The sequence below is a fragment of the Methylobacterium sp. Leaf104 genome (assembly GCF_001422885.1).
Lineage (GTDB): Bacteria > Pseudomonadota > Alphaproteobacteria > Rhizobiales > Beijerinckiaceae > Methylobacterium.
The window spans coordinates 13,161-37,007 of the sequence record NZ_LMMZ01000003.1; the positions used below are offsets into that span (position 1 = coordinate 13,161).

Genomic DNA, 23,847 nt, shown 5'->3' on the forward strand with positions numbered 1-23,847 from the left:
TCGATCGGCCGGACCGTTGAGCAGTGCTTGAGGTCTGTTGGCGCGGGTACATGTGACGGCTGCCTCGTTGCGCTCGACAAGCCTGATCAGGTCTGATGCCTGAATTTCAGCCATGCGCGTCTCACGGGCACCTTACGGCTCCACCCGGACGCTTCTCGAGCGACATTGAGACTATACAGCCGCAATCTACCTGAACGAAAGCTTAAGACCTTCACGATCCCTCGACCGTTGCGCGAATCGAAAACAGGTACTGTCTTCAATATCACCTAAGCAGTTCTGAGATTGCAGCGCGAAAGACATGATGCATTGCGAAAAATAAAGCCGCAGGACGCGCTTTATCTCTCAGCTGCGGATCGGAGCCGCCTCGAGCTTCTGCTCCGAGATCCATCCCAAGGTCCGGTCAAGGGCTCGGGTCAACCGGTCGAACAGGGTATCGATCTCCGACGGCGCGATCACGAGGGGAGGGCAGACCGCGACCCGGTCTCCGGCGAGGAAGCGCACGATCAGTCCCTCGGCCTGCGCGAAGGCGACGACCCGCGCCGCCACGCCGGCTTTCGGCTCGTACTGTCGCCGGGACGCCTTGTCGGCCACCAGTTCGATGCCCCCGATGAGGCCGATGCCCCGCGCCTCCCCGACGAGGGGATGATCGCCGAGGGCCGCGAGGCGGGCCTGGAACTGGGGCGCCTTCTCGGCGACACCTTCGACGATGCGGTCGCGCTTGTAGATCGCGATGGTCTTGAGGGCGACGGCGCAGGCGACCGGGTGACCGGAATAGGTGGTGCCGTGGCCGAAGGTGCCGAGCTTGGCGCTCTGCTGCACCATCAGGCGGTAGAGCGGCTCGTCCACCGAGACGCCGCCCAGCGGCAAGTAGCCGGAGGTGAGGGCCTTGGCGAAGGAGAGGCTGTCGGGTCGCATGCCCATCGCCTCCGAGCCGAACCAGGTGCCGAGGCGGCCGAATCCGCAGATCACCTCGTCGGCGATGAAGCGCACGTCGTGCCGGTGGAGCACCGCCTGGATCTTGGCATAGTAGCCCGTGGGCGGCAGGATGGCGCCGCCGGCACCGAGCACCGGCTCAGCCACGAAGGCCGCCACGGTCTCGGGGCCCTCGCGCAGGATCACCGCCTCCAGCTCCGTGGCGAGGCGCGTCGTGAAGGCCTCCTCGCTCTCGCCCTCCTGACCAAAGCGGTAATGGTGCGGGCAGCCCACGTGTAGGAAGCCCGGCAGGGGCAGGTCCCAATCGGCGTGATTGGCGGGCAGGCCCGTCATGGAGGCCGTGGCCACCGTGACGCCGTGGTAGCCCTTGATGTGCGAGAGGATCTTCTTCTTGCGCGGCCGGCCGAGCGCGTTGTTCATGTACCAGGTCAGCTTGACCTGGGTGTCGTTGGCCTCCGAACCCGAGGATGTGAAGAAAATCTTCGAGGTCGGAACCGGCATCAGCTCCTTCAGGGTCTCGGCGAGCTCGATCGCCGGATCGTGGCTGCGCCCCGAGAACAGGTGGGTGAAGGGCAGGCGCGCCATCTGCTCACTGGCCGCCTCCACCAACTCCTCGTTCGAATAGCCGAGCGCCGTGCACCACAGCCCCGCCATGCCTTCGAGATAAGGCCGACCATCGCTGTCGTAGACCCAGACCCCATGTCCGCGTTCGATCACCAGGGGTCCCGTCTCGCGGAAGGTCTCCAGGTTCGTGTAGGGATGGATCAAGGTTTCGACGTCGCGGGTCGCGAGGTTCGAGAGCATATTTTTGCCTGACGGTTGGCCGATGGCCGACATGGGTGCACGACTGTAACGAGAGGCGCACCCGGTATAAACCCGCGCGACGTCGCAACCGGATCCGATGCCATGCTCGACCCTGCAACCATCGTGGCCCATCCGGCCCCGGGCCGCGCCTGCGGAACCTGTACGCTCTGCTGCAAGGTCTACGACGTCCCCGCGGTCGAGTCCGTCGCCGGGCAATGGTGCCGGCACACCAAGCAGGGTCGGGGCTGCGCCATCCATGCGACACGGCCCGACCATTGCCGTGCCTTCCACTGCCTCTGGATGACGGAAGTCTGGCTCGGCTCGGAATGGAAGCCCGAACGCGCCAAGATGGTGCTGAGCCTCGATCCGGTCTCGCGGCACATGAACGTGCAGGTCGATCCGGGCCAGCCGAACGCCTGGCGCCGCGAGCCGTATTATGGCCAGCTGAAGCGCTGGGCGACGGCGTCCCTGGCCCAGAAGCGCCATGTCCTCGTCCACCTCAACAAGACCACCACCGTGGTTCTACCGGACCGCGACGTGGCCCTCGGCGTCTTCGAACCCGGTGACCGCATGGTGGCCCGCGAGCGCGTGACGCCGCAGGGCGTCGTCATTGAGGTCGAGAAGGTCCGCGATGCGGCCTGAGCCTCTCGGGAGCACGATCCGCGGCATCCTGTTCGACAAGGACGGGACGCTCGTCGATTTCGACCGGACCTGGGGACCCGCCGCCTACTCGGTGATGTCCGACCTCTCGGGCGGCGACCGGGCGCGCCTGGAGGCCCTGATGCGGGTCAGCCACTACGACGAGGCCGGACGGCGCTTCGCACCGACCTCGCCGCTCATCGCCGGCTCCTCGGCGGGTTACGGCCCGATCTGGGCCGAGGTGCTGGACCGTCCCGCCGGCCCGGCGCTCTACGCCGAGATGGATGCACTGTTCCGCGCGGCCGGCCTCGCCGCGCTGACGCAGATCGGAGCGCCGGCCGATCTCGCCGCACGCCTCGTCGCCGGCGGCTACGCCCTGGGCATCGCCACCAACGACGCCGAGGCCTCGGCCCGGGCGCAATGCGAGGCCCTCGGCCTCACGCCTCATTGCGCCTTCGTGGCGGGTTATGATTCCGGGCACGGGTCGAAGCCCGAGCCCGGCATGGTCACGGCCTTTGCCGACCATCTCGCGGTGCCGGCGCACCGGATCGCCATGGTGGGGGATTCGCCCTACGACCTCGTGGCCGCCCGAGCCGCCGGGGCGATGGCGATCGCGGTGCTGAGCGGCCCCCTCGGTGCGGCTGCCCGCGACGAGATGGCGCCGCTGGCCGACCACGTCCTGAGTTCGGCCGCGGATCTGCCGGCGCTGCTGGGCCTCTAGCCCGCTTCGCCGGTGACGGGCGGCTCATGCGACAGATCACGCGCGAGATCGCGCCACTTCAGGACAAGGCGCTCGAAATCGGCGATGTCGTTGGCCGGCAACTGTCCCAGGGTACGCGCCACGTAGGCCTTCTGCGCCACGATCCCGCGGGTCGCGAGGTCGGTTCCGGCAGGCGTCAGGTACAGGGCATGGGAGCGCCGATCCCCCGGAATCGGGCGACGCTCCACGAGGCCCGCCTCGACGAGGCGATCAATCAGCCCGGAGACGTTGCCCTTGGTGACGTAGAGGCGTGCCGCCAGATCCTGCTGCGTCATGCCCTCCCGCTCGGTGAGGGTGGAGAGCGCATCGAATTGCGGGATGGACAATCCGAGCCCGCGCAGTTCCCCCGCCATCGCCGCGGTGACGCGGCGGTTGAGGCGGATGAAGCGGAACCAGACCCGCAGCGGATCGGCGGCCTCGGCAGGTGTCGGGGAAAGCGGGGGCGCGGGCATCGTCGCGCGGCTATAGCAGACGGGGTGCCGCTCCCGGAAGCATCGCGATGCACGGCCCGGGTGGCGCCGCGGAGCGCGGACCGGTAAAGCTCCAGGCGCACGGCCCCGCGGATCTTCCGGACAGCGAATCTCGTCACAGCATGCGTCGTCTGCCCTATCAGGATCCCGTCACCCGCGCCGGCCCGGTCTCGCGAACCACCGCGGTCCTGGCGCTGCTCGTCTGCCTCTTCGCCCTGCTCCTGGTGCGCGACCCGCGCGCCGAGGCCGGCCCGGCCCTGGCGACCCTCGGGGCCGGTCTCGTTCTGGCGGCGGTCGCGGTGTTCTTCGCCATCGTCGCCTTCGTCCGGGTCTGGCGCGAGGGCGCACGCGGCCTTGGCGCGGCCCTGGCCGGCCTGTTCCTGGCAAGCCTCGTCCTCGCCTATCCGGCCTTCGCGGCCCTGCGCGGCCTACAGCTCCCGGCCATCGCGGACGTGACCACCGACACCGAGAATCCACCTGCCTTCTCGCGCTCGCGCGTGGCCTTCGCGGCCCGTGACGGGCGCTATCCGCCCGATCCGGGTCCCGCCGCGCGCGCCGCCCAGCGCACCGCCTATCCGCAGATCGCACCGCTCACCCTCGACCTCGATGCCGACGAGGCCTTCGAGCTCGCCCGCAAGGCGGCGGTGAACCGGCGCTGGCAGATCGTCGAGGCGATCCGCCCCGGCGGCCGCATCGGTAACGGGCGGATCGAGGCGGTGTCGCGTGGCCCGATCCTCAACCTCGCCGACGACGTCACCATTCGGGTTCACCCGCGGGCGGACGGCGCACGCATCGACGTCCGCTCCGCCTCGCGCCTCGGCACGCGGGACCTCGGCAGCAACGCCGACCGCATCCGCGCCTATCTCGACGAGGTCGCCAACCTCGCCATCGCGGTGAAGTGATGGGGGATCAGGCCGGCGCGTAGCGGCCGTCGAGCCGGGCAGGACCGTCGCTGAGCACGATCCCGCGCTCGACCAGATCCTCCAGGTGGGCGAAGACCGACAGGGCGGCGGCGCCGTGCAGGGCTGGGCTCAGGCCCTGGTAGATCGCAGCGACGATGGCGTGGATATCGCGGTCGCCCCCTTCGAGGCGGTTGCGGATCGCGGTCTCGCGCTGGCGCCGATGGGCGGCGAGGCCGCGCACGAAGCGGCGGGGATCGCGCACCGGACCGCCATGGCCCGGCCAGAAGATCGTCTCGTGGCGGTCGCGCAGGGCCTCGAGAGAGTCCATGTAGGCGCGCATCGCGCCGTCGGGCGGCGCCACGATGGTGGTCGACCACGCCATGACGTGGTCGCCCGAGAACAGGGCCGTCTCCTCCCGCAGCGCGAAGGCGAGATGGTTCATGGTGTGGCCCGGGGTCTCCAGGGCCTCCAGGGTCCAGCCCGGTCCCGTGACGGTGTCGCCCGTGCGCATGGGCCGATCGGGCACGTGGTCGCGGTCGGCACTGGCGTCGAGATGGGGGATCTCACCCTCGATCAGATCGCGGGCGGCCCGGTGCGGACCGCAGCCGACGATCGGTGCGCCCGTGCGCGCCCGGAGAATGCGGGCCCCCGGCGAATGGTCGCGATGCGTATGGGTGACCAGAATCGCCACGACGGTGGCACCGGCGCAGGCCTCCACGAGCGCCGCGATATGGCCCTCGTCCGCCGGACCCGGATCGATGATGGCGACGGCCTCGTTCCCGACAAGGTAGCTGCAGGTGCCGGTCGCCGTGAACGGTCCGCCGTTCGGGGCAATCCGCCGCCGGACCAGGGGCGACAGACGCACCGTCTCGCCGCTCGGGGGCAGCGCCCCGTCGAACACGGGATCGGACTGGATCTCGCTCATGCCGGCTCCTGAAAGCTTGGGACCGGATCCGGCCCTAAGCCATCGCCGCGCCAGGGACAACGCGTGCGATCGGGCCCGAGACCGCCTCAGTATACGAAGGGCGATGCCACCACGACGCGCGCCTGGGCCCGCACCGGGACGAAGCGCGGCTCGACCTCGATCGGTGGCGGGACCGGTTCGAACCCGGCCGCCGCGATCCGGACGCGGCCTGTGCGGTCGGCACTGCGCAGGGCCTTGTGGAAGGCCCGGGCATCCGCGTCGCGGCGAACCACGTCGACCTTGGCGTCGATCTCGCGCCGCGCCCGGCGCGACAGGCCCCGGGCCTCGCGGAAATCGACGACGGTGAAGCCGCCAGCCCTGACCGGGGTGACGACCGCTGCGCTCGCTTCGGTCGTGACGATGTCACCGGCGCGCACGGTCATGTCCTGAAGGATCGGCAGCGGTGCGGCGACGCCCTGCTCGGGCTGGCAGTCGCAGTGCTCGATCCGTTTCGTGCGGTAGAGATTGGCCACCGCGAGGCTGCGGTAAGGCTGCCCGTCGAGTCCGACGGCGCGATCGAGTTCCCTCTCGCCGGCTCCCAAAGTGAACAGGCGCGTCGGCGTATTCGGGCAGGCGGCCGCACAGGCGGCCTCATGGATCGGCAGGTCGGCCCGGGCGCCGAGACGTCCGAGGGGGAAGATGTAGCCATCGCAGGTGCGCACGCAGACGGTGCGCGCGCCCAGCGCGGTAGGCGAACCCGCTCCCGGCACGAAAGCGGCCCGCCTCGCCGCAGCCGCCTCCCTGGGGAGCCGGACTCGGACTGGACGTGCCGTCGCATCGACGACGGGTCTCGGCGTCTGCCGAACCACGCGCGCGGCGGTCACACGCCGGGCGTCTGGCAGAGAGACGTAATGCGCGGGGCGGCGGCGCGCCGGCATCGTCACCGCCGGAGCCGCGACCGGTCCGCGAAAGATCGTCTCCAGGAAATCGAAGAGCCCGCCTCGTTCGGAGGCCTTGACCATCGTGGCGCCCGCCATGACGCCACCGAGCCCGAGCAGGACGCCAGCGAGCGCGGTCACCGCCATCTGCTGACGCGTGCCGGCCGGAGCGAGACGCTGCCACTTCATACCGCTTGGCTCCGCTTGTTTCGCTCTGACGGCCCCGACCGCATCACCGGGCAGATGCAGCTTCATCAGGTACACATCATCGCGGACACGGCGCAACGGCGGTAGACAACCGAGACAAGCGCCCTTGGGAGGATCTCCGGGCTTTCACGGCTCGCTCCATCATCCCGGAAGTCAGCCGGCGACGGTGGATCTGGTCCTGACGGCGATCGGTCAGGCGATCGACGCGGTGCGGGGCTTCGTCACTGGCGCATCCTCGGCGGTCGCGAAACAGCGTGCCGTGATCCACGAGATCTCCATGAGCATGCAGGCCGCGGCCCGCGAGAGCGCGGACGTCGATTGCGGCCCGCGGTCACTGGTGTCCTGAGCCTAAGGCTCCAGCCGGCGGCCCTACCGATCCGCCCACCGAATTTAGCCATTTGATCTTTTTATAGCCCCTGCTATAACGCGGCGGGTCGCCTCGAGGCGCCCGGATTTCCCCCGCCGGAAACACGCGCAGGCATGGCTCGACACGAACACGTCACGGCTTCGGGACCGATCTCGGATCTAGGAGGATCTCGACCGGAGGCCTCCCCACCGGAGGGATCCTGGCGCTTCAGCAAGGAGACGCACGCCCAGCCGAGCCTCGGGCGGATGAATGCCAGCGTTCCGGTCCAGGCCAGCGGCACGTGGCTGCGCCGGCTCCTTGCCTTCATCGGACCCGGCTACATGGTCTCGGTCGGCTACATGGACCCAGGCAACTGGGCGACCGACATCGCGGGCGGAGCGCAGTTCGGCTACACGCTGCTCTCCGTCATCCTGCTGTCGAACCTGATGGCGATCGTGCTCCAGGCCCTGTCCGCGCGGCTCGGGATCGCGACGGGACGCGACCTCGCTCAGGCCTGCCGCGATCATTATCCGCGGCCCATCAGCCTAATGTTGTGGATCGCCTGCGAGGCGGCCATCATCGCCTGCGACCTCGCCGAGGTCATCGGCACCGCGATCGCCCTCAAGCTCCTCTTCGGATTACCCCTGGTCGTCGGCGCGACGCTCACGGCGCTGGACGTCTTCCTGATCCTGCTGCTGATGCGACGGGGCTTTCGCGCCCTGGAAGCCTTCGTGATCGCCCTGCTGGTGGTGATCTTCGTCAGCTTCGGAATCCAGATCGCCCTGGCCGCACCGCCGATCCAGGCAATCCTCGGCGGCTTCCTGCCTTCGGCGGAGATCGTCAGGAACCCAGCCGCGCTGTACATCGCCATCGGCATCATCGGTGCCACCGTGATGCCGCACAATCTCTACCTGCACTCGTCGATCGTCCAGACCCGCGCCTATCCGCGGACCGAGGCGGGCCGGCGCGGCGCGATCCGCTTCGCGGTGGCGGATTCGACGATCGCTCTGATGCTTGCCCTGTTCGTGAACGCCGCGATCCTGATCATGGCCGCCTCGGTCTTCCATGCGCAGGGGCGCACGGACGTCCAGGAGATCGAGCAGGCCTACGAGTTGCTGTCGCCGCTGCTCGGTGCCGGCATCGCCTCGACGCTGTTCGCGGTGGCTCTGCTGGCCTCGGGCCTCAACTCCACGGTCACCGCGACGCTGGCGGGGCAGATCGTGATGGAGGGATTCCTGCGCCTGCACATCCCCGACTGGGCACGGCGATTGATCACCCGCGCCATCGCGATCGTGCCGGTAGTGGGCGTGACGGCTCTCTACGGGGAGCAAGGCACGGCAAAATTGCTCGTGCTGAGTCAGGTCGTGCTGTCGATGCAGCTTCCCTTCGCCGTCATCCCCCTGGTCGGGTTCGTCTCGGACAGGCGAAAGATGGGAGCCCACACGATCCCGACCTGGCTCAAGATCCTGTCCTGGACCATCGCGGCCGTGATCGTGGGGCTGAACGGGAAACTTCTGCTCGATACCGTGACGGGCGCCTGAGGAGGCCCCGCGTCACCCAGGGCTCAGCGGCGACGATCGGCGCGGACGCGCACGGGAACCGGCTGGGGCGCGGACATCGGACCTTCGAGAAGCGCGCCGATCAGCGAACGGCTGGCCTCGGCGACGGTTTTGATCAGACGTCGCGCGATGGAGGCGACAGTCGATTGTCTCATGACGGGCTCCTGACCGACGGGCTGAGGACGAACGTCGCATTCCGGGCCGGGTTCCGGTTGCGATGAGACACAGATAGCGAGATCAGTGTCTCCTGCTCAGGGGTCGAGGGCAATCGGCCGCATCGGTGCGAAGCGCTTAAAAAAGCACCGGCGCGATGCCGCCGGTGCCTGGACAGAATGCAGTCTGACGGAAAGGGGCGGAGAACGCCCCCCGGAACCCTACTTGCCGCGCTTGGCCATCAGCTGCTCGATCAGCGAACCACCCTTCTCGATGGCTGCCAGTTCCTCTGCAACAGCATCCACGGTCTCTCGAATCTGCTCGGGCGTATGCTCGGAGGTGATGAAGAAGCGCAGGCGCGACGCCCGCTCCGGCACCGCCGGGTGGATGATCGGCTGCACGTTGATGCCGCGCTTGTAGAGGCGGTCCGACAGCGTCACCGACTTCAGGGAGTCGCCGACGATGACCGGAATCACCGCGAGGCCGAGGCTGGTCCCGGTATCGAGCCCGTGCTTCTTCGCACAGGACAGGAACAGGTGACCGTTCTGGCGCAGCCTCTCCACCCGCTGCGGCTCCGCATGCATGATCTCGAGGGCCGTCTCGGCCGCGGCGGCGAGGGGCGGCGAGATGCCGACGCTGTAGATGAAGCCGCCGGCGGTGCACTTGAGGTACTCGATCAGCGGCGCCGGTCCGGCGACGTAGCCGCCACAGGTCGAGAGCGTCTTCGAGAGGGTGCCCATCCAGATGTCGACCCCGCGCGGGTCGACATCGCAATGCTCGGCGAGGCCGATGCCGGTGCGCCCGAGGACGCCGAGCCCGTGGGCGTCGTCGACCATCAGCCAGGCATCGTAGCGCTGCTTGAGGGCGATCAGGGCCGCGAGGTCCGGCGCGTCGCCATCCATGCTGTAGAGGCCTTCCACCACGATCAGGGCCCGGCGGTGCTCGTGGCGGGTGGCGCCGAGCAGCGTCTCCAAGGCGTCGAGATCGTTGTGCGAGAACGAGCGGCGCTGGGCACCAGAGAGCTGCGCGCCGGTGACGATGCTGTTGTGGCTCAGGGCGTCGTGGAAGATGACGTCGCCCGGCTCCAGCAGGGCGCCGATCGTCGTGACGTTGGTGGCGTGGCCGCTCACCATCACCACGCAGGCCTCGGTGTCGTAGTGGTCCGCCAAGGCCTTCTCGAGGGACAGGTGCCCCGGGCGCTCGCCGGCCACGATCCGGCTCGCCGAAGCCGAGGTGCCGTAGGTCTCGATCGCCCGTGATGCCGCCGCGTTGACGTCCGGGTGCCCGTTGAGACCGAGGTAGTCGTAGGACGAGAAGTTGACGAACGACTTGCCCGCGATGCGCGTCGTGGCGCCGGCCTTGGTCTCGTGCACCCGGAAGAACGGGTTTCCGAGGCCGATCAGGTCGGCGGCCGAGCGCTGGAGGCGCAGTTCCCGGTAGCCCGGAAGCGACTCGAAGTTCTGCACGGAGGGATCACCCGACGGGCGTTGCGCCGGACGGGCAGGAGCCGTCCGGTTGGCGTTACGCCCGAGGCGGTTCGTCACGAAGCCTGCCAGGGCCGCGCGTCCGCCGTCCGGTCTCGCGGAATTGCTCATGCGGCATGCCTCAGAGGGGAATCGTTCACGGAAGGATTTCTTTGATGGCGAGGCTGTTTTCTTCGACCATCGCGTGGAAGGGCTCGAGGGTACGGACGTCCACGCCCTCGCTGGCATGGCGCTGAGCCAGGCTCATGACGGCCGCCGCCGCCTCGTCCACCGGAGCCGCGATCGACTGGATCAGGGTTTCGGTGAGCTCGTTGACGGTGAGGCCGGAGGAGATGCCGGACGGAGGCGCCTCCAGGGCGAAGCGCTCCTGCAGGCTGGCGCCGAGTTCCACGCCCATCAGCGAGTCGAGGCCGATCTCGGAGAGATGGCGCACGCGACTGATGTCGTCCTTGGGCAGGCGAAGGATGCGCGCGATGTCCTCCACGATGGCGTCGGCCACCGTCTTGCGCACCGTGTCGATGTCCTGCGTCTTCAGCAGCATACCGATGTTGATGGCCGCCACCGTGCCGGCTTCCATCTGCTGGTCCGAACCCAGCTCGGCGTAGCTCGGGCTCTTCATCGTGGCGAGGCGCTCGCGTGCCTTGCCCCAATGCATCGACGCGATGGCGATCACGGCGTCGTCCGGGTTCGTCCCCTGGCCTTCCAGCGCGTCGGCCATGAGGTCGAGGCAGTGGCGGGCATCCATCGGGGTCACGCCGACGCGACCCGCCAGGGTCTCCATCACCGCACGGTTTCGCGCCAGCACGCCGACATCGCCGATGGCACCCCAGGCGACGGCCAGCGCCGGTAGGCCGAGCTTGCGCCGACGCCGGGCGAGACCTTCCATGAACCCGTTCGCAGCGACGTAGGCGCCCTGGCCCGGATTGCCGATGAAGGTCGTGGCCGAGGAGAACATCACGAAGTAGTCGAGCGCGCGCGTGCGCGTCGCCGCATCGAGATGCTCGGCACCGATGACCTTCGGCCGGATGACCGTATCGAGGGCGGCGGCGTCGATGTTGGCGATCAGACCGTCCTGCAGCACCATCGCGCCGTGGATCACGCCGGCCAGGGACCGGCCCTTGCGCTCCACGTCGTCCAGCAGCGCGTCCACGGCCTTGCGGCTGGTGATGTCGCAGGCCATCGCGGCGACGTTGACGCCGCGAGCACCGAGATCGGCCACCACCTGCTTGGCGTCCGGGCTTGCCGCCCCGTTGCGTCCGACGAGGACGATGTGCTTCGCGCCCCGGTCCGCGAGCCAGCGGGCCGCCTCGATGCCGAAGCCGCCGAGGCCGCCGGTGACGAGGTGGACACCTTCCGGGGAGATCGCGAAGGCGGACTTCTCGGGTTGCATCACGCTGCCGGGCTTCGGCGGAGCGATGACGATCTTACCCACGTGACCCGATTGCTGCATCAGGCGGAAGGCGTCCGAGACCTCGTCCGCCGTGAAGGGCTGGAAGGGCAGCGGCTTCAGGCCGCCCTCCTTGAACAGGGACATGACTTCGCGGAACAGCCGGGCCCCGTCCTCGCCCTGATGCTGGAGCACCTGATCGAGGTCGACACCGAAGTAGGAGAGATTCCGGCGGAACGGGCGCAGGCCGATATGGGTGTTGGCGACGTAGTCGCGCTTGCCCAACTCGATGAAGCGGCCGAAGGGCTTGAGAACGTTGAGGCTTCGCTCCATCGCTTCGCCGAACAGGCTGTTCAGCACCACGCCGACGCCGTCGCCGGTGATCCGGCGGACATCGTCCACGAAGGCGAGGGAACGCGAGTCGAGCACGTGCTCGGCTCCGAGCGCCTTGACCAGGGCGCGCTTCTCCCGCGAGCCCGCGGTGGCGATGACGCGCGCGCCCTTGAGCTTGGCGATCTGCAGAGCCGCGAGGCCGACGCCGCCGGCGCCGCCATGGACCAGCACCCACTCGCCGCGGCGCAGGCGGGCGCAGCTGACGAGGCCGTAATAGGCGGTGAGGAAGGCGACCGGCACGGTGGCGGCCGCCTGCGGATCGAGGCCGGGCGGGCTCGGGGCCACCACGAGTTCGGGCACGACGATGTGGGTCGCGAAACCCGATTGCGCGAAGGCGACGACGCGGTCGCCGGGCTTGAACGCCTCGACACCCTTGCCGACGGAGAGAACCCGTCCGGCCACTTCGAGGCCCAGGCGAGGCCCGGCGAAGCCATCCTCCAGGATCTCCTCGGGCAGCATCGAAAGGGCCCAGAGGACGTCGCGGAAGTTGAGGCCGGTGGCCTCGACCGCGATCTCGACCTCGCCGCGACCGGGCGTCCGGCGCGTCGCCGGTCCCCAGGCCATCTCGTTGAGGCCGCCCGTGTTGCTGCGCTCCAGGCGTGCGGCCGGGGCCGGGACCGCGTCGGCTCCGGGACGACGGGCCAGTTGGCCCGGCGAGAACCGGATCACTCGGGTCCGGTCGGCATCGAGGATGATCTCGGTCTCGAGTGTGCCCGACAGGATCAGGTCGCGCAGACGCTCGGCGGCGACCTTGGTCGAGAGGGCCTCGGCGAGATCGATCCGACGCACGTCGAGATTGGCCACCTCGTTGGCGAGCGTCCGGCTGAAGGCCCAGACGCCGGCTTCCACCGACCCGCTCGGGTCGCCGGCATCGCGGGTCGCTCCGGGGCAGACGACCCAGAGCCGGGTCTGGCGGCTGCCGAGATGCTCGACGCAGCGCTTCAGGCTCAGGCAGCGCTCGCGCAGGCGATCGGCTGCCGCGCCACCCTGATTGAAGGCGCCGGCGAGGAACACGACCGTGTCCGGCGTTTCGCGTTCCAGTTCGAGCAGGGACTGCTCGGAGTCGAGGATGATCGAGACGTGGACGCCGCTCGCCACCAGGAGGGTCGCCAGCGACGAGGCGGTCTCCGCCGCGAAGGCGTCGTGCGAGCCGATGACGAAAGCGAAGGTCTGTCCGGGGGCGGGCTTCGCCCGCACCGGAGCCTCGGCGAGGAACAGGAGGTCGTCGCCGTTGGCGGAGACCGCGCGGTCGACCGCCACCCGCACCAGGCCCGTGTCGCTCAGCGCACGCTGCCAGCCGGTGATGTCGTCAAGGCGGCCCACGGGCATGTCGGCGGTGGCCTCGAACCAGTCCGGCGTCAGGCCGAAGACGAGGTCGCGGAACAGCGAAGCGCCGGGCTCGACGGCGACGAGGAAACCGCCCGTGGCCAGGGCGTCGGCGACCGTGCCGAGCAGCGTCCGCTCGGAGCGGTGCAGGACGTTGCTCGCCAGGATCGCGTCGAAGCTGCCGGGCGTGAGTTCGGCCGCGTCTTCGATCACGGTGACGCCGCGCGGCAGGGCAAGGCGTGCGCGCTCCGCCAGGCGACGGTCGGCCTCGAACACCGTCAGCTGCGCCTCGATGCCGCCGGCGAAGGCGGCCGCCTGGGCGGAGAGCGGGCCGAAACCGACTTGAAGCACCCGCAGTGCGCGGTCGCGGGGCAGGGCGGCACGGCCGGACTCGGTGAGATCGGCGATCACGTCGGCGGAAGCCCGCGCCGTCGCACTGCGCAGGATGAAGGCGTCGAGGGCGTTCTGCGAGAGGCTGGGGGCCTCGGTCAGGCCGCCCGAGAGCAGCCGTCCGACCACGGCGCCGATGTCGGCGGTGAGCACGAGCTCGGCCGAGAGTTCGGGATGGTCCGCCGCGATCCAGCGCATGATCTCGTCGGGCGCCGGCAGGGACACGTCCTTGCGCAGCGTCCAGCGCTCGCCGTCGAGGGTGGCAAGGTCGCTGCTCTCGAGGGCGTAGAGGGCATTGAGGAGCCAGGGGCGCATCGCCTCGGGCAAGCGCTCGTCGATGGCCACGGTGCCGGAGCGCTGCAGGCCTTCCGCGAGACGGTAGGCCATCGAGGTCGCCCACCCTTCGAGAAGGAGGTGCCCCGGCGCCAGCGGCGCCTCGGCCGGTGCCACGGCGACCTTGAAGGCCGGACGGATCGCGTCCGCGACGCGCTTTCCACGCTCCATCGCGATAGCAGTCGGCTCGGTGGCGAGCTCGGGCCGCTGCGCGATGGCGTAGGCCGCGAGATCGCTGCCGTTCTTGGCCCGAAGGGCCTGGAAGCGGCCCTCCCGGAGCGTGGCGATGACCGCGCCCTCGGCATCCACCAGGGTGAAGTCGGCCAGGATGCTGCGCTCGTTCGCCCGCCGAGTCCGGATCATCGCCCGGGCGATGACGGCGCCGGGCTTCACGAGGCGGATCTCACCGAAGCGAACCGGGACGTAGGCCTTGGTCGAGCCTTCGCCCATCAGCCCGGCGAAGAGCAGGATGAGGCCGTGGAAGCAGGAATCGAGGCGCGCGGGCACCAGCCCGAAGCGGGCATCGACCTCGGCGGGCAACAGCTCGGAGACGATGGTGGTCTCGTCGAGGCGTGCACTCACCGCGACCTGTCGGAAGGTCGGACCGAAGCCGAGGCCGGAGGCGGCGGCGAGGCGGTACAGGCCTTCACCTGCGACGGCCTGCTCGTCGGGAACGTGCATGTCCACCGGCTCGGGCGCCGGGAAGCTGCCGTCGATGATCTTGGCTGCGGCGTGAAGCTGCCAAGCGGCCTGGGTCAGGCGCGGCCGGCTGAGGATCTGGATCGCGTTGCCGGAACCAGCGACGCGCACCGCGACCTCCCGCAGGGATTCCTCACCGAACACCATCGGCGACTGGATCTCGAACTCCGCGAGGACCACACTATCGGTCTTCATCGCTTCGCGGGCGACGCCGAGCGCCATCTCGATGAAGGCCGCGCCGGGCAGGATCGCCTGGCCGTCGATGCGGTGATCATCGAGCTCGGGCAACGTCGCGATGTCGAGGTGGCCGTGCCATTCGAGGCCGTCCGGCGCGACGCGAGAACCGTAGAGTGGGTGGTAGGGGCGCGGAGTCGCCGCGCCAACCCCCTCGGTGGTCTCCGCCAGCCGGAAGGTCCGGCGCTGCCAGGGATAGAGCGGTAGCGAGACATCGCCGGCCGGGTTCTCTCCGAACACCGTCACCTCGTCGACGGCGGCACCCTGGACGAGGGCGGCCGCGACGGTGCGGGCGATCGGGTCGCCGCCCGCCGGCTTGCGATGGAGGACGCCGATGGTGGCATTCTCGATACCGAGCGGCTCGATGGCGTCGCCGATATGCGAGAGCAGCGTCGCGCGCGGGCCGACCTCGATGAAGACGCGGGCGCCCTGCCGGGTCGCCTCCTGCACGGCCTCGCAGAAGCGCACCGGCTCGCGAATGTTGCGCCACCAGTAGCCGGCTCCGAACTGGTCACCGGCCAGCACCTTCCCGGTGACGGTCGACACCATCGGGGTCGTAGCGGCATGCGGCTTCAGCCCGGCGAGATCCCGCAGCAGCGGCTTCTCGGTCGGGTTCATCAGACGGCCGTGGAACGGGTATTCGAGGTCGAGCTTGCGCCCGCGCCGACGCTTGCGTGCCAGCGCCTTCATGGCCGCGTCGATATCCGCCACCGGGCCCGCCACCGTGATGGCCTTGGGGCTGTTGTAGGCGGCGATGTCGAGGCTCGGATAGTCCTTCAGGAACAGCTCGATCTCGTCGGCGGGCGCGAGCAGCACCGCCATCGTGCCGAAGCCGCGCGTCGTCTCCTGGTGCTTGCTGCGGTAGAAGATGACCTTCACGGCCTGTTCGAGGCTGAGGATGCCGGCGGCCTCGGCCGCCGCAATCTCGCCGACGCTGTGGCCGAGGACGTAGCTCGGCGTCAGGCCGCGGGCCCGGAGGGCCGTCGTCGAGGCGCTCGAGATGGCGAAGATCAGGGGCTGCGACACCCGCGTGAGGACGAGGCGCTCGTCCAGATCTTCGGCGAACAGAGCTTCCTTCAGCGACCAGCCGGAGAGGGCATCGAACAGGCCGTCGATGCGGTCGAAGGCCTCTCTGAAGACGGCGTTCTGGTCATAGGCCTCGCGACCCATGCCGGCCCATTGGCTGCCGTTGCCGGAATAGACGAAGGCGACCTCAGCCGCGCGGTCAACGGCGGTCCCGAGCAGGGCGTCGGGTGCATCCTCGGCCTCGCCGACGGCGCGCAGCACCGCGGAGAGGTCGGCGTCCAGGGTCACGGCCAAGCGAGAGGACAGCCGCTCGCGACGATGGGCGGCAGCGGCGGCGATCCGGGCGATCTCGGCCTTGTCCGCGCCGTCGAAGCGTTCGGCGTAGTCGAGGGCGAGTTCGTTGAGGGCGGCGCGGCTCTGGGCGGAGAGCAGCAGCACCTCCGGGGTGCGGGTCACCTCGGGAGTGGCGCCGCCAGCGCGAGTCGGTTGACCATCGGTCAGGACCACGTGGGCGTTGGTGCCGCCGAACCCGAAGGAGTTCACCCCGGCGAAGCGCGCCTTGCCGTCGCGGGCGAGGGGCAGAGGCTTGTTCGTCACCGACAGATTGAGATCCTGGAACGGGATCTCGGGGTTCAGCTCGGCCGCATGCAACGAGGTCGGAAACAGGTCATGCTCGAGGGCGAGGCTCGCCTTGAGCAGGCCGGCGAGGCCCGAGACCGGCTCGGTATGGCCGATGTTGCTCTTGATCGAGCCGATCGGCAGGGGCGCCTTGCGCGGACGGCCCAGCTTGCCGCCGATGGCGCTCGCTTCGATCGGGTCGCCCACGGGCGTACCGGTGCCGTGGGCCTCGACGAAGACCACGGAATCGAGGTCGATCTCGGCCTCGCGGTAGACCTGCTCCAGCAGCGCGCCCTGCGCGTAGCCGGAGGGGAGAGAGATGCCGGTGGTGCGGCCGTCCGAATTGACGCCGCTCGCCGCGATGACGCCCCGCACGGTGCTGCCGTCGCGGATCGCCGCCTTGGCGGATTTCAACACGAGGACGACACCGCCTTCCGAGCGCACGTAGCCGTCGGCGCTCGACGAGAAGGCCTGGCACAGGCCGGTGCGCGAGAGCATCTGCGCGTTCGAGAAGCAGATGAAGTTGAAGGGGCTCGCCAGCAGGTTCACGCCGGCGACGACGGCAGTGTCGATCCGGCCGCTGGAGATGGCCGCGACCGCGGCATCGAGGGCGACGAGGGACGACGAACAGGCCGTGTCGACGGTGAAGCTTGGCCCTTTCAGGTCGTAGATGTAGGAGATGCGGTTCGACAGGATCGAAAGCGTGTTGCCGGTGGCCGCGTAGGCATCGCCCGACGAGGTGTCGAGGACGCGCAGATTGCCGTAATCGAGGGACGAGGCGCCGACGAACACGCCGATCTGGCTGCCAGCCACGTCCGAGGGGCGCAGCCCCGCATCCTCCAGGGCCTCCCAGGTGAGTTCCAGGAGCAGCCGCTGCTGCGGGTCCATCTGCTCGGCCTCGCGGGGCGAGATGCCGAAGACGCCTGGATCGAACGACCAGATGTCGTCGAGAACACCGGCCGACCACGTGTAGCTCTTGCCACGCTCCTGCGCGCGCGGATGCCCAAATCGCTCCAGCGACCACCGATCATCCGGGATGCGACCGACGGCGCATCGCGCCTCGGTGAGAAGCTGCCAAAGTCCGTCGACACTCGAGGCGCCGGGAAGCCGGCAGGCACGGCCGATGATCGCGATGTCTGTACGTTGTGTCACGTTCGATTCGCACACGCTCTTGAACGGGGGACAGGATCGATTTGTACCACCGGCGGCAACCAGCCTGATCCTTAGTATGGCTCTAGGCTACTGTCCAACCGGAGAGGCCCGAATCAGGGCAGTCACCGGTCTGGAACACCGACCCTGTTGCACGTCTTCATCAATCATTCCGGCAAGACGAAGGAGCAAAGCACCGTAATGACCGATGACTTCGTCTCTATCGCAGACGGTTAATTTCAAACAATTGCCATAATCCGGGTATCGTGCCTCGATCCGGCGCCGACGCGGTCCACTGCGCTGAGCCAGAGGATGGATCGAGAGGTCGGCGCTGATCCCCGGAGTTTGGGATACCGAGGAAGGCCTTCGACGCGACGAACCCTCTCTTACGCCGCGTGATTGCGGATTAAGCGGCCGATTGCGGCGACTTTGCGGTGCGACGGAACGCCGCCGCAGCGCAGCATCAGAGCCGATAGCGCGCCGCATCCCGAGAAAGATTCGGATTGTAATAGGGATCGGCGCGCAGTTCTGCGGCCCAGCGAGCCTGCATCACACGAACCTCGCGCTCGAAGCGCTCGCGTTTCTCGGGCGTATCCTCCGCCCCCCGGCTCTTCGATTCATGGTGGATCAACCGGGCATGGGGCGTCCAGACGTTGCGAAGACCTCGCGCGCGCAACCGCAGGCAGAGATCGACATCGTTGAAGGCGACGGCGAGGGCGTCGGCGTCGAATCCGCCGCTCGCCGCGAAGACCGCCGTCCGAAGGAGCAGGCAGGCGCCGGTCACCGCCGAGACCTCCTGGGTCAGGACCATCCGGGCGAAGTAGCCCGGATCGTCCGCGGGCAGGCCGGGATGGCTGTGGCCGGCGACGCCGCCGATCCCGAGAACGATGCCGCCGTGCTGGAGCGTGCGATCGGGATAGAGCAGCTTCGCTCCCACCGCGCCGATATCCGGTGCGAGCGCGATGGAGACCATTTCGCGCAGCCAGCCCGGCTCGATCACCTCGATGTCGTTGTTCAGGAACAGGAGGAGCGATCCCCGCGCCGCCGCGGCGCCGCGGTTGGACAGGTCGGAGAAGTTGAAGGATCCCGGGACAGGCAGGATGCGGACGCGCGCGTCGTATACCGACAAGCGCGTGAAGAGGTCGCGCGTGCGCGCCTCGCGGCTCTCGTTGTCGACCACGATGACTTCGATGGCCGGGTAATCAGTCGCATCGAGGACGCCCGCGAGAGCCACGGCGAGCAGGTCCGCCTGGTCCCGGGTCGGGATGACGACCGAGACCAGGGGAGCCGGCTCCGGGACAGGACGGACGAGCCGGTTGAAACCGAGGGGTCCCCGGGCCGCCGTCGCCCCCAGGGGGGCGGCGACCTCCGCCAGGGCGCGCAGCCGCGCCACCTCGGTCCGCTCCAGCGCCCGGTCCGAGAACGTCCCCGAGCCGCCCGCCGCGCGCCAGTGGTAGAGCACCCGCGGGATGTGGCGGATGCGCGCGGGCTCGAGCCCGGCCGTGACCCGCAGGAGGAGATCGTGGTCCTGGCTGCCCTCGAAGCCCGGGCGCAGCCCGCCGACGGCCCGGATCGCCTCGGTTCGGATCACCGTGAGGTGATTGATGTAGTTCTGTCCGTAGAGGAGTTCGCGGTCGAAGCCCGCCTTGAAGTGGGGCTCGAACCGGCGCCCGCGCGCATCGATCTTGTCCTCGTCGCTGTAGATCACGACGAGGTCGGGCGCGGCCCGGATCGCGGCTGCCACGTGGTAGAGCGCGCCTTCGGCCAGGACGTCGTCGTGGTCGAGGAAGGCGACGAAGGCGCCGTCCGCCTGCGCGAGGGCGTCGTTGGTGGCGCGGGCGATGTGGCCGTTCTCCGGGCGCCGGTGGACGCGGATGCGCGGCTCCTGCTGCGCGTGGCGGGCGAGCAGGCGCGGGATCGCCGGATCGGTGGAGGCATCGTCGGTGATGCAGAGCTCCCAGTTCGGATAGAGCTGGGCGCGGACCGACCGGATGGCGGCCTCCAGGACGCGGGGGGCCGGATCGTGGACCGGCATCACCACCGAGATCCGCGGCGGGTCCGCCCAGGCGGCGACCTCGCCGCGGATGCGCCGCCGGTCCGCCTCGGTGAGGGTGTCGAAGCGGGCGATCCAGGTCTGGTAACCGGTCTCGGTCCGGTCGTGGAGCGCGCGCAGGAGCAGCGCCCGTCCGCGCACCTTGAGGCCGAGGGCGCGCCAGTAGACGGCGCGCGCCGCGAGGCCCGGGTTCCGCCGAAGGGCGCGGGCGACGAGGCCGGGGCGCCGGCGCCGGCGGATCACGAATCCATCGAGGCGGAACGCCGTCTCGCGGGCGAGGGGCGTCAGGCGCAGGGCCAGCAATCCCTCGGGAAGGCGCCCCGTCCAGGCGAAGCGGTCCCCCCCTTCCGCCTCCTCGGCGAGGACCACGGTCCCGGCCGCGCCGTCCCGCCCGACGAACCGGGCGCTCAGGACCAGCCGGCAGACACCCCCGCTCCCGACGTCCCGGAACCGGATCGTCGCCCAGGTGCCGCCGAGGCCGGCCTCCCCCAGGTCGAGGTCGAGGGCGGCGCCGTCGGCCGCGAAGGGCCGCGTCGCCGGCCCCTTGCGGGAGCGGGGGAGGGCGGCGGTGAGCACCGGTGCGGGCATGGTCACGCGCCCCGCTCGTCAGCGCGCATCATCGCCCGTCTCCGGGATCGGCGGCGGGCCGGATCGCACTCTTCGTTGAACCGCATGCCCCGACCGTCACCTCGCCTCCCGGTCCCCTGCGCAGCGGACCGGACCGGCATGCGCCCTCACGCGCCGGGCCGCGTCGGCCATAGCGCATTTCCACCGCCTGCGCAGCGCCGCAGACCACACACGGCGCGGCCCGGCGGCAGGCCGGAAAATCCAGGCGCGAGAGCCCTTGCGCCCCCCGGAACCCCACGCTATAGCCCCCTCCACCGGCGCCGAGCGGCACCGGTGAGGGCGCGTAGCTCAGCGGGAGAGCACTACCTTGACATGGTAGGGGTCACAGGTTCGATCCCTGTCGCGCCCACCATTCCAAACTCTTGGAATGGCCGAAGAAAACAAGGGCTCCGTACGGGGCCCTTTTTCTTTGCGTCGGACATCCCCTCCTGAAGAGGCGCCGGCTCGGACGGAGGTCGGCTGCGTCCGCGTGGACGCGGGCAGGGCGCCGGAAGGGATCTTGCTGGTGATCCTGCGATGCCCAGGAGCCGAAGCGCTGACGACGGCGTCCGGCCGCTCACCACCCCATCATCTTCACGCGACCGGCGGTGCGCGACGTCCGACCCCGGGCCGGCGCGTGGGGGCGGGCCGGGCGCGTCCTCCGGATCGATGTCCGCCGAAGCGATCCGGAGGACGCGGATCGGATCGCGCCGGGTCTGGATCTTGCATGCCCGTCCTGGACGGGGGGCCTGCCCGCAGGCGCGTCCCCGGCTGCAGGCCGCGCAACGGAGCGTGGTCGGATTCCGGGCCGACGCCCGGCCGGTCCGGCGAGCCTCGCAGACGCCCGAACCCGAAAAGGACCCGCAATGGCCTATCTCGCTCCTGCTGAGTTCGTCACCAAGATGGTGGATGCAGGCGAATCCAAGATCTTCATGTCGACCCGCGACACCGTCATCCGCGCCTACATGGCCGGGGCGATCCTGGCGCTCGCCGCGGTCTTCGCGGTCAGCATCACGCAGCAGACCGGCATCCCCATCCTCGGCGCCGCCCTGTTCCCGGTCGGCTTCTGCATGCTCTACCTCCTGGGCTTCGACCTCCTCACGGGCGTGTTCGTGCTGGCGCCCCTCGCCCTCCTGGATCGCCGGCCCGGCGTGACCTGGGCCGGCGTGCTGCGCAACTGGGGCCTCGTCTTCCTCGGCAACTTCCTCGGCGCGCTCACCGTGGCCGTCATGATGGGCTTCGTGTTCACGTTCGGCTTCACGGCGCCGGCCGACAAGGTCGGTGAATACATCGCCCATATCGGCGAGCGGCGCACCGTCGGCTATGCCGCGCACGGCGTGGGCGGCTGGTTCACGATCTTCATCCGCGGCATGCTGTGCAACTGGATGGTCTCCACCGGCGTCGTCGGCGCGATGATCTCGACCACCGTCAGCGGCAAGGTGATCGCCATGTGGATGCCGATCATGGTGTTCTTCTACATGACCTTCGAGCATTCCGTGGTGAACATGTTCCTGTTCCCCTTCGGCCTGCTCATGGGCGGCCAGTTCTCGATCGGCGACTACTTCTTCTGGAACGAGATCCCGACCGTCCTCGGCAACCTCGTCGGCGGCCTCGCCTTCACGGGCCTGACGCTCTACACCACCCACGTCCGCACGGCCCCGAAGCGGACCGTCGGCAACGCGGAGCGCCGCCTCGCGGCCTGATCGCCGGCTCGAACGGTCGGGCCGCGCGCCGCACGGCGCCGGGCCCGACCGCCGGGATCTGCCGATGCCTTCGACTCTGACCCTCTCCCTCGGCCAGTGCAGCGAGCGCGGCCGCAAGGAGACCAACCAGGATTTCCACGGCGCCCTCGTCCCCGAGCACGCCGCGCTGGCCCTGCGGGGAAGCGCCATCGCCATCGCGGACGGGATCGGCAGCAGCCCCGTCAGCCACGTCGCGAGCGAGACGGCGGTCAGGAGCTTCCTGTCCGACTACTACGACACGCCCGAGACCTGGTCGGTGAAGACGGCGGCGAGCCGGATCATCGCCGCGACGAATTCGTGGCTCCATGCCGAGACCCGCCGAAACCGGCACCGGCACGATCCCGAAGGGGCAGGCGAGCGCGGCTACGTCACCACCTTCAGCGCCCTCGTCCTCAGGTCGCGCACCGCCCACATCTTCCACGTGGGCGACGCCCGCATCGCGCGCGTCGTCCAGCGCTCGCTCGAAGTGCTGACCGAGGACCATCGCGTCACCCTCTCCGCCGACGAGTCCTATCTCGGTCGGGCGCTCGGCGCGGCCGCGCATGTCGAGATCGACCACCGCACGGTCGCGATCGAGCGGGGCGACGTGTTCGTCCTGACGACGGATGGCGTGCACGAGCACGTGCGGCCGGAGGCGATCGTCGCGCTGATCCGGCGACACGGCGACGACCTCGACCGGGCTGCCCAGGCGATCGTCCGCGATGCCTACGAGAACGGCAGCGGCGACAATCTCACCGTCCAGATCGTGCGCGTCGAGGCCGTGCCCGACGGCGCGCTCGCGGAGGTCTCCGGCCGGATCGACGACCTGCCTCCGGCGCCGCTGCTCGATCCGCCGACCACGTTCGACGGCTACCGCGTGCTGCGGACCCTGCATGGCAGCCACCGCAGCCACGTCTACCTGGCGATCGACGCGGAGAGCGGACGCAAGGTCGCCCTCAAGGTGCCGTCGACGGACCTGCACGCCGACCCGGCCGGCCTGCAGCGGCTGATGATGGAGGAATGGGTCGCGCGGCGCATCGACAGCCCGCACGTGCTCGGCGCCCCGCCCCGGACGCGGCGGCGCAGCCACCTCTACACGGTGATGGACTACGTCGAAGGCCGGACCCTCGCCCAGTGGCTGCGCGACAACCCGGCCCCGGAGCTCGAGGCGGTGCGGCGCCTCGTCGAGCAGATCGCGGTCGGCCTGCGGGCCTTCCACCGGCGCGAGATGGTGCACCGGGACCTGCGCCCCCACAACGTCCTGATCGATGCCGCCGGCACCGTCCAGATCATCGATTTCGGCTCCACCCGGATCGCCGGGCTCGCGGACGACGATCCGGCCATCGACGAGACGGTCCTGGGGACCGTGCAGTACACCGCACCGGAATGCCTGGCCGGACGGCCCGCCACGTCGCAATCGGACATCTTCTCGGTGGGCGTGATCGCCTATCAGATGCTCACCGGACGCCTGCCCTACGGCGCGGAGGCGACGCGGGCCTTCAGCGAGGCGCGCGCGCGGCGCCTGCATTACGTCTCGGTCGCCGCGGCACGCCCCGGCCTGCCGCCCTACGTCGACGCGGCCCTGCGCAAGGCGGTGCATCCGAACCCGGCCCAGCGCTACGAGGTCCTCTCGGCGTTCGTCCACGACCTGCGCCATCCGAACCCGTCGCTGCCCGGTCTCGGACGGACGGCCCTTCTGGAACGCGATCCGGTGCTGTTCTGGAAGCTCGTCTCGCTCGTCCTGGCGATCGTCGTCGTCATCCTGCTGGCGCGGTCGGCCGCCTGAGCACGGCGACCCGTCCTCGGCTCGACG

General features: G+C 69.7%; 14 protein-coding genes and 1 tRNA gene. 8 read left to right on the forward strand and 7 right to left on the reverse strand.

Annotated features, from left to right (window positions below; genetic code table 11):
• Window positions 1–342: 342 nt before the first annotated feature.
• Window positions 343–1,737: an aminotransferase gene (locus ASF49_RS04940; protein ID WP_056468717.1), complete on the reverse strand. Its 1,395-nt coding sequence runs from the start codon at window positions 1,735–1,737 to the stop codon at window positions 343–345.
• Between the two features lie 102 nt (window positions 1,738–1,839).
• Here ASF49_RS04940 and ASF49_RS04945 point away from each other — a divergent pair, with 102 nt between their 5' ends.
• A complete protein-coding gene (locus tag ASF49_RS04945; protein ID WP_056468719.1) occupies window positions 1,840–2,379 on the forward strand; it encodes a hypothetical protein in 540 nt (179 codons plus the stop codon).
• Entirely contained in the window at window positions 2,369–3,097 is a 729-nt protein-coding gene (locus ASF49_RS04950; protein ID WP_056468722.1) for an HAD family hydrolase, read from the forward strand. Before ASF49_RS04945 ends, ASF49_RS04950 begins: the two co-directional genes overlap by 11 nt.
• Here the strand turns inward: ASF49_RS04950 and ASF49_RS04955 are convergent.
• Window positions 3,094–3,588 (reverse strand): MarR family winged helix-turn-helix transcriptional regulator, encoded by a 495-nt coding sequence (locus ASF49_RS04955; RefSeq protein ID WP_056468725.1) that lies wholly within the window; start codon window positions 3,586–3,588, stop codon window positions 3,094–3,096. The two genes, ASF49_RS04950 and ASF49_RS04955, sit on opposite strands and share 4 nt — an antisense overlap.
• Window positions 3,589–3,728: 140 nt before the next feature.
• Here ASF49_RS04955 and ASF49_RS04960 point away from each other — a divergent pair, with 140 nt between their 5' ends.
• The gene (locus ASF49_RS04960) at window positions 3,729–4,508 is read left to right on the forward strand and encodes a DUF1499 domain-containing protein (protein ID WP_056468728.1); all 780 of its coding nucleotides are present in this window, start codon (window positions 3,729–3,731) and stop codon (window positions 4,506–4,508) included.
• Between the two features lie 7 nt (window positions 4,509–4,515).
• Here ASF49_RS04960 and ASF49_RS04965 read toward each other — a convergent pair whose 3' ends face one another.
• Window positions 4,516–5,433, reverse strand: coding sequence for an MBL fold metallo-hydrolase (locus ASF49_RS04965; protein ID WP_056468731.1), 918 nt, complete (start codon window positions 5,431–5,433; stop codon window positions 4,516–4,518).
• 86 nt (window positions 5,434–5,519) lie between these two features.
• Window positions 5,520–6,605, reverse strand: a complete 1,086-nt coding sequence (locus tag ASF49_RS04970; RefSeq protein ID WP_082510878.1) for a DUF2865 domain-containing protein — start codon at window positions 6,603–6,605, stop codon at window positions 5,520–5,522.
• Window positions 6,606–6,723: 118 nt separating this feature from the next.
• Between ASF49_RS04970 and ASF49_RS04975 the strand changes: the two genes are divergently transcribed.
• Window positions 6,724–6,903: a hypothetical protein gene (locus tag ASF49_RS04975; RefSeq protein WP_056468737.1), complete on the forward strand. Its 180-nt coding sequence runs from the start codon at window positions 6,724–6,726 to the stop codon at window positions 6,901–6,903.
• Window positions 6,904–7,037: 134 nt separating this feature from the next.
• On the forward strand, window positions 7,038–8,444 hold the full coding sequence (locus tag ASF49_RS04980; RefSeq protein WP_082510880.1) for an Nramp family divalent metal transporter: 1,407 nt from the start codon (window positions 7,038–7,040) through the stop codon (window positions 8,442–8,444).
• A gap of 392 nt (window positions 8,445–8,836) precedes the next feature.
• Here the strand turns inward: ASF49_RS04980 and ASF49_RS04985 are convergent, their stop codons facing one another.
• The 3 genes from ASF49_RS04985 to ASF49_RS04995 form a co-directional block, all read right to left on the reverse strand.
• Window positions 8,837–10,210, reverse strand: a complete 1,374-nt coding sequence (locus ASF49_RS04985) for an aminotransferase class I/II-fold pyridoxal phosphate-dependent enzyme (protein WP_056468743.1) — start codon at window positions 10,208–10,210, stop codon at window positions 8,837–8,839.
• Between the two features lie 25 nt (window positions 10,211–10,235).
• The gene (locus tag ASF49_RS04990) at window positions 10,236–17,657 is read right to left on the reverse strand and encodes a type I polyketide synthase (RefSeq protein ID WP_156652863.1); all 7,422 of its coding nucleotides are present in this window, start codon (window positions 17,655–17,657) and stop codon (window positions 10,236–10,238) included.
• Window positions 17,658–18,117: 460 nt separating this feature from the next.
• Window positions 18,118–20,295: a glycosyltransferase family 2 protein gene (locus tag ASF49_RS04995; RefSeq protein WP_082510882.1), complete on the reverse strand. Its 2,178-nt coding sequence runs from the start codon at window positions 20,293–20,295 to the stop codon at window positions 18,118–18,120.
• 316 nt (window positions 20,296–20,611) lie between these two features.
• On the opposite strand from ASF49_RS04995, the gene ASF49_RS05000 reads away from it, so the two are divergent.
• The 3 genes from ASF49_RS05000 to ASF49_RS05010 all read left to right on the forward strand — a co-directional run bounded on the left by ASF49_RS05000 (window position 20,612) and on the right by ASF49_RS05010 (window position 23,820).
• Window positions 20,612–20,686: transfer RNA gene (locus ASF49_RS05000), tRNA-Val, on the forward strand.
• A 493-nt stretch (window positions 20,687–21,179) separates the two neighbouring features.
• Window positions 21,180–22,016 (forward strand): formate/nitrite transporter family protein, encoded by an 837-nt coding sequence (locus tag ASF49_RS05005; protein WP_056468749.1) that lies wholly within the window; start codon window positions 21,180–21,182, stop codon window positions 22,014–22,016.
• Between the two features lie 64 nt (window positions 22,017–22,080).
• Window positions 22,081–23,820, forward strand: coding sequence for a bifunctional protein-serine/threonine kinase/phosphatase (locus tag ASF49_RS05010; RefSeq protein WP_056468752.1), 1,740 nt, complete (start codon window positions 22,081–22,083; stop codon window positions 23,818–23,820).
• The last annotated feature ends 27 nt before the right edge of the window (window positions 23,821–23,847 follow it).

Excerpts from the sequence above, each read along its gene's own strand:
- ASF49_RS04940 (WP_056468717.1), bottom strand. The coding sequence starts at position 1,737 with ATGCTCTCGAACCTCGCGACCCGCGACGTCGAAACCTTGATCCATCCC.
- ASF49_RS04945 (WP_056468719.1), top strand. The coding sequence starts at position 1,840 with ATGCTCGACCCTGCAACCATCGTGGCCCATCCGGCCCCGGGCCGCGCC.
- ASF49_RS04950 (WP_056468722.1), top strand. The coding sequence starts at position 2,369 with ATGCGGCCTGAGCCTCTCGGGAGCACGATCCGCGGCATCCTGTTCGAC.
- ASF49_RS04955 (WP_056468725.1), bottom strand. The coding sequence starts at position 3,588 with ATGCCCGCGCCCCCGCTTTCCCCGACACCTGCCGAGGCCGCCGATCCG.
- ASF49_RS04960 (WP_056468728.1), top strand. The coding sequence starts at position 3,729 with ATGCGTCGTCTGCCCTATCAGGATCCCGTCACCCGCGCCGGCCCGGTC.
- ASF49_RS04965 (WP_056468731.1), bottom strand. The coding sequence starts at position 5,433 with ATGAGCGAGATCCAGTCCGATCCCGTGTTCGACGGGGCGCTGCCCCCG.
- ASF49_RS04970 (WP_082510878.1), bottom strand. The coding sequence starts at position 6,605 with ATGAAGCTGCATCTGCCCGGTGATGCGGTCGGGGCCGTCAGAGCGAAA.
- ASF49_RS04980 (WP_082510880.1), top strand. The coding sequence starts at position 7,038 with ATGGCTCGACACGAACACGTCACGGCTTCGGGACCGATCTCGGATCTA.
- ASF49_RS04985 (WP_056468743.1), bottom strand. The coding sequence starts at position 10,210 with ATGAGCAATTCCGCGAGACCGGACGGCGGACGCGCGGCCCTGGCAGGC.
- ASF49_RS04995 (WP_082510882.1), bottom strand. The coding sequence starts at position 20,295 with ATGCCCGCACCGGTGCTCACCGCCGCCCTCCCCCGCTCCCGCAAGGGG.
- ASF49_RS05005 (WP_056468749.1), top strand. The coding sequence starts at position 21,180 with ATGGCCTATCTCGCTCCTGCTGAGTTCGTCACCAAGATGGTGGATGCA.
- ASF49_RS05010 (WP_056468752.1), top strand. The coding sequence starts at position 22,081 with ATGCCTTCGACTCTGACCCTCTCCCTCGGCCAGTGCAGCGAGCGCGGC.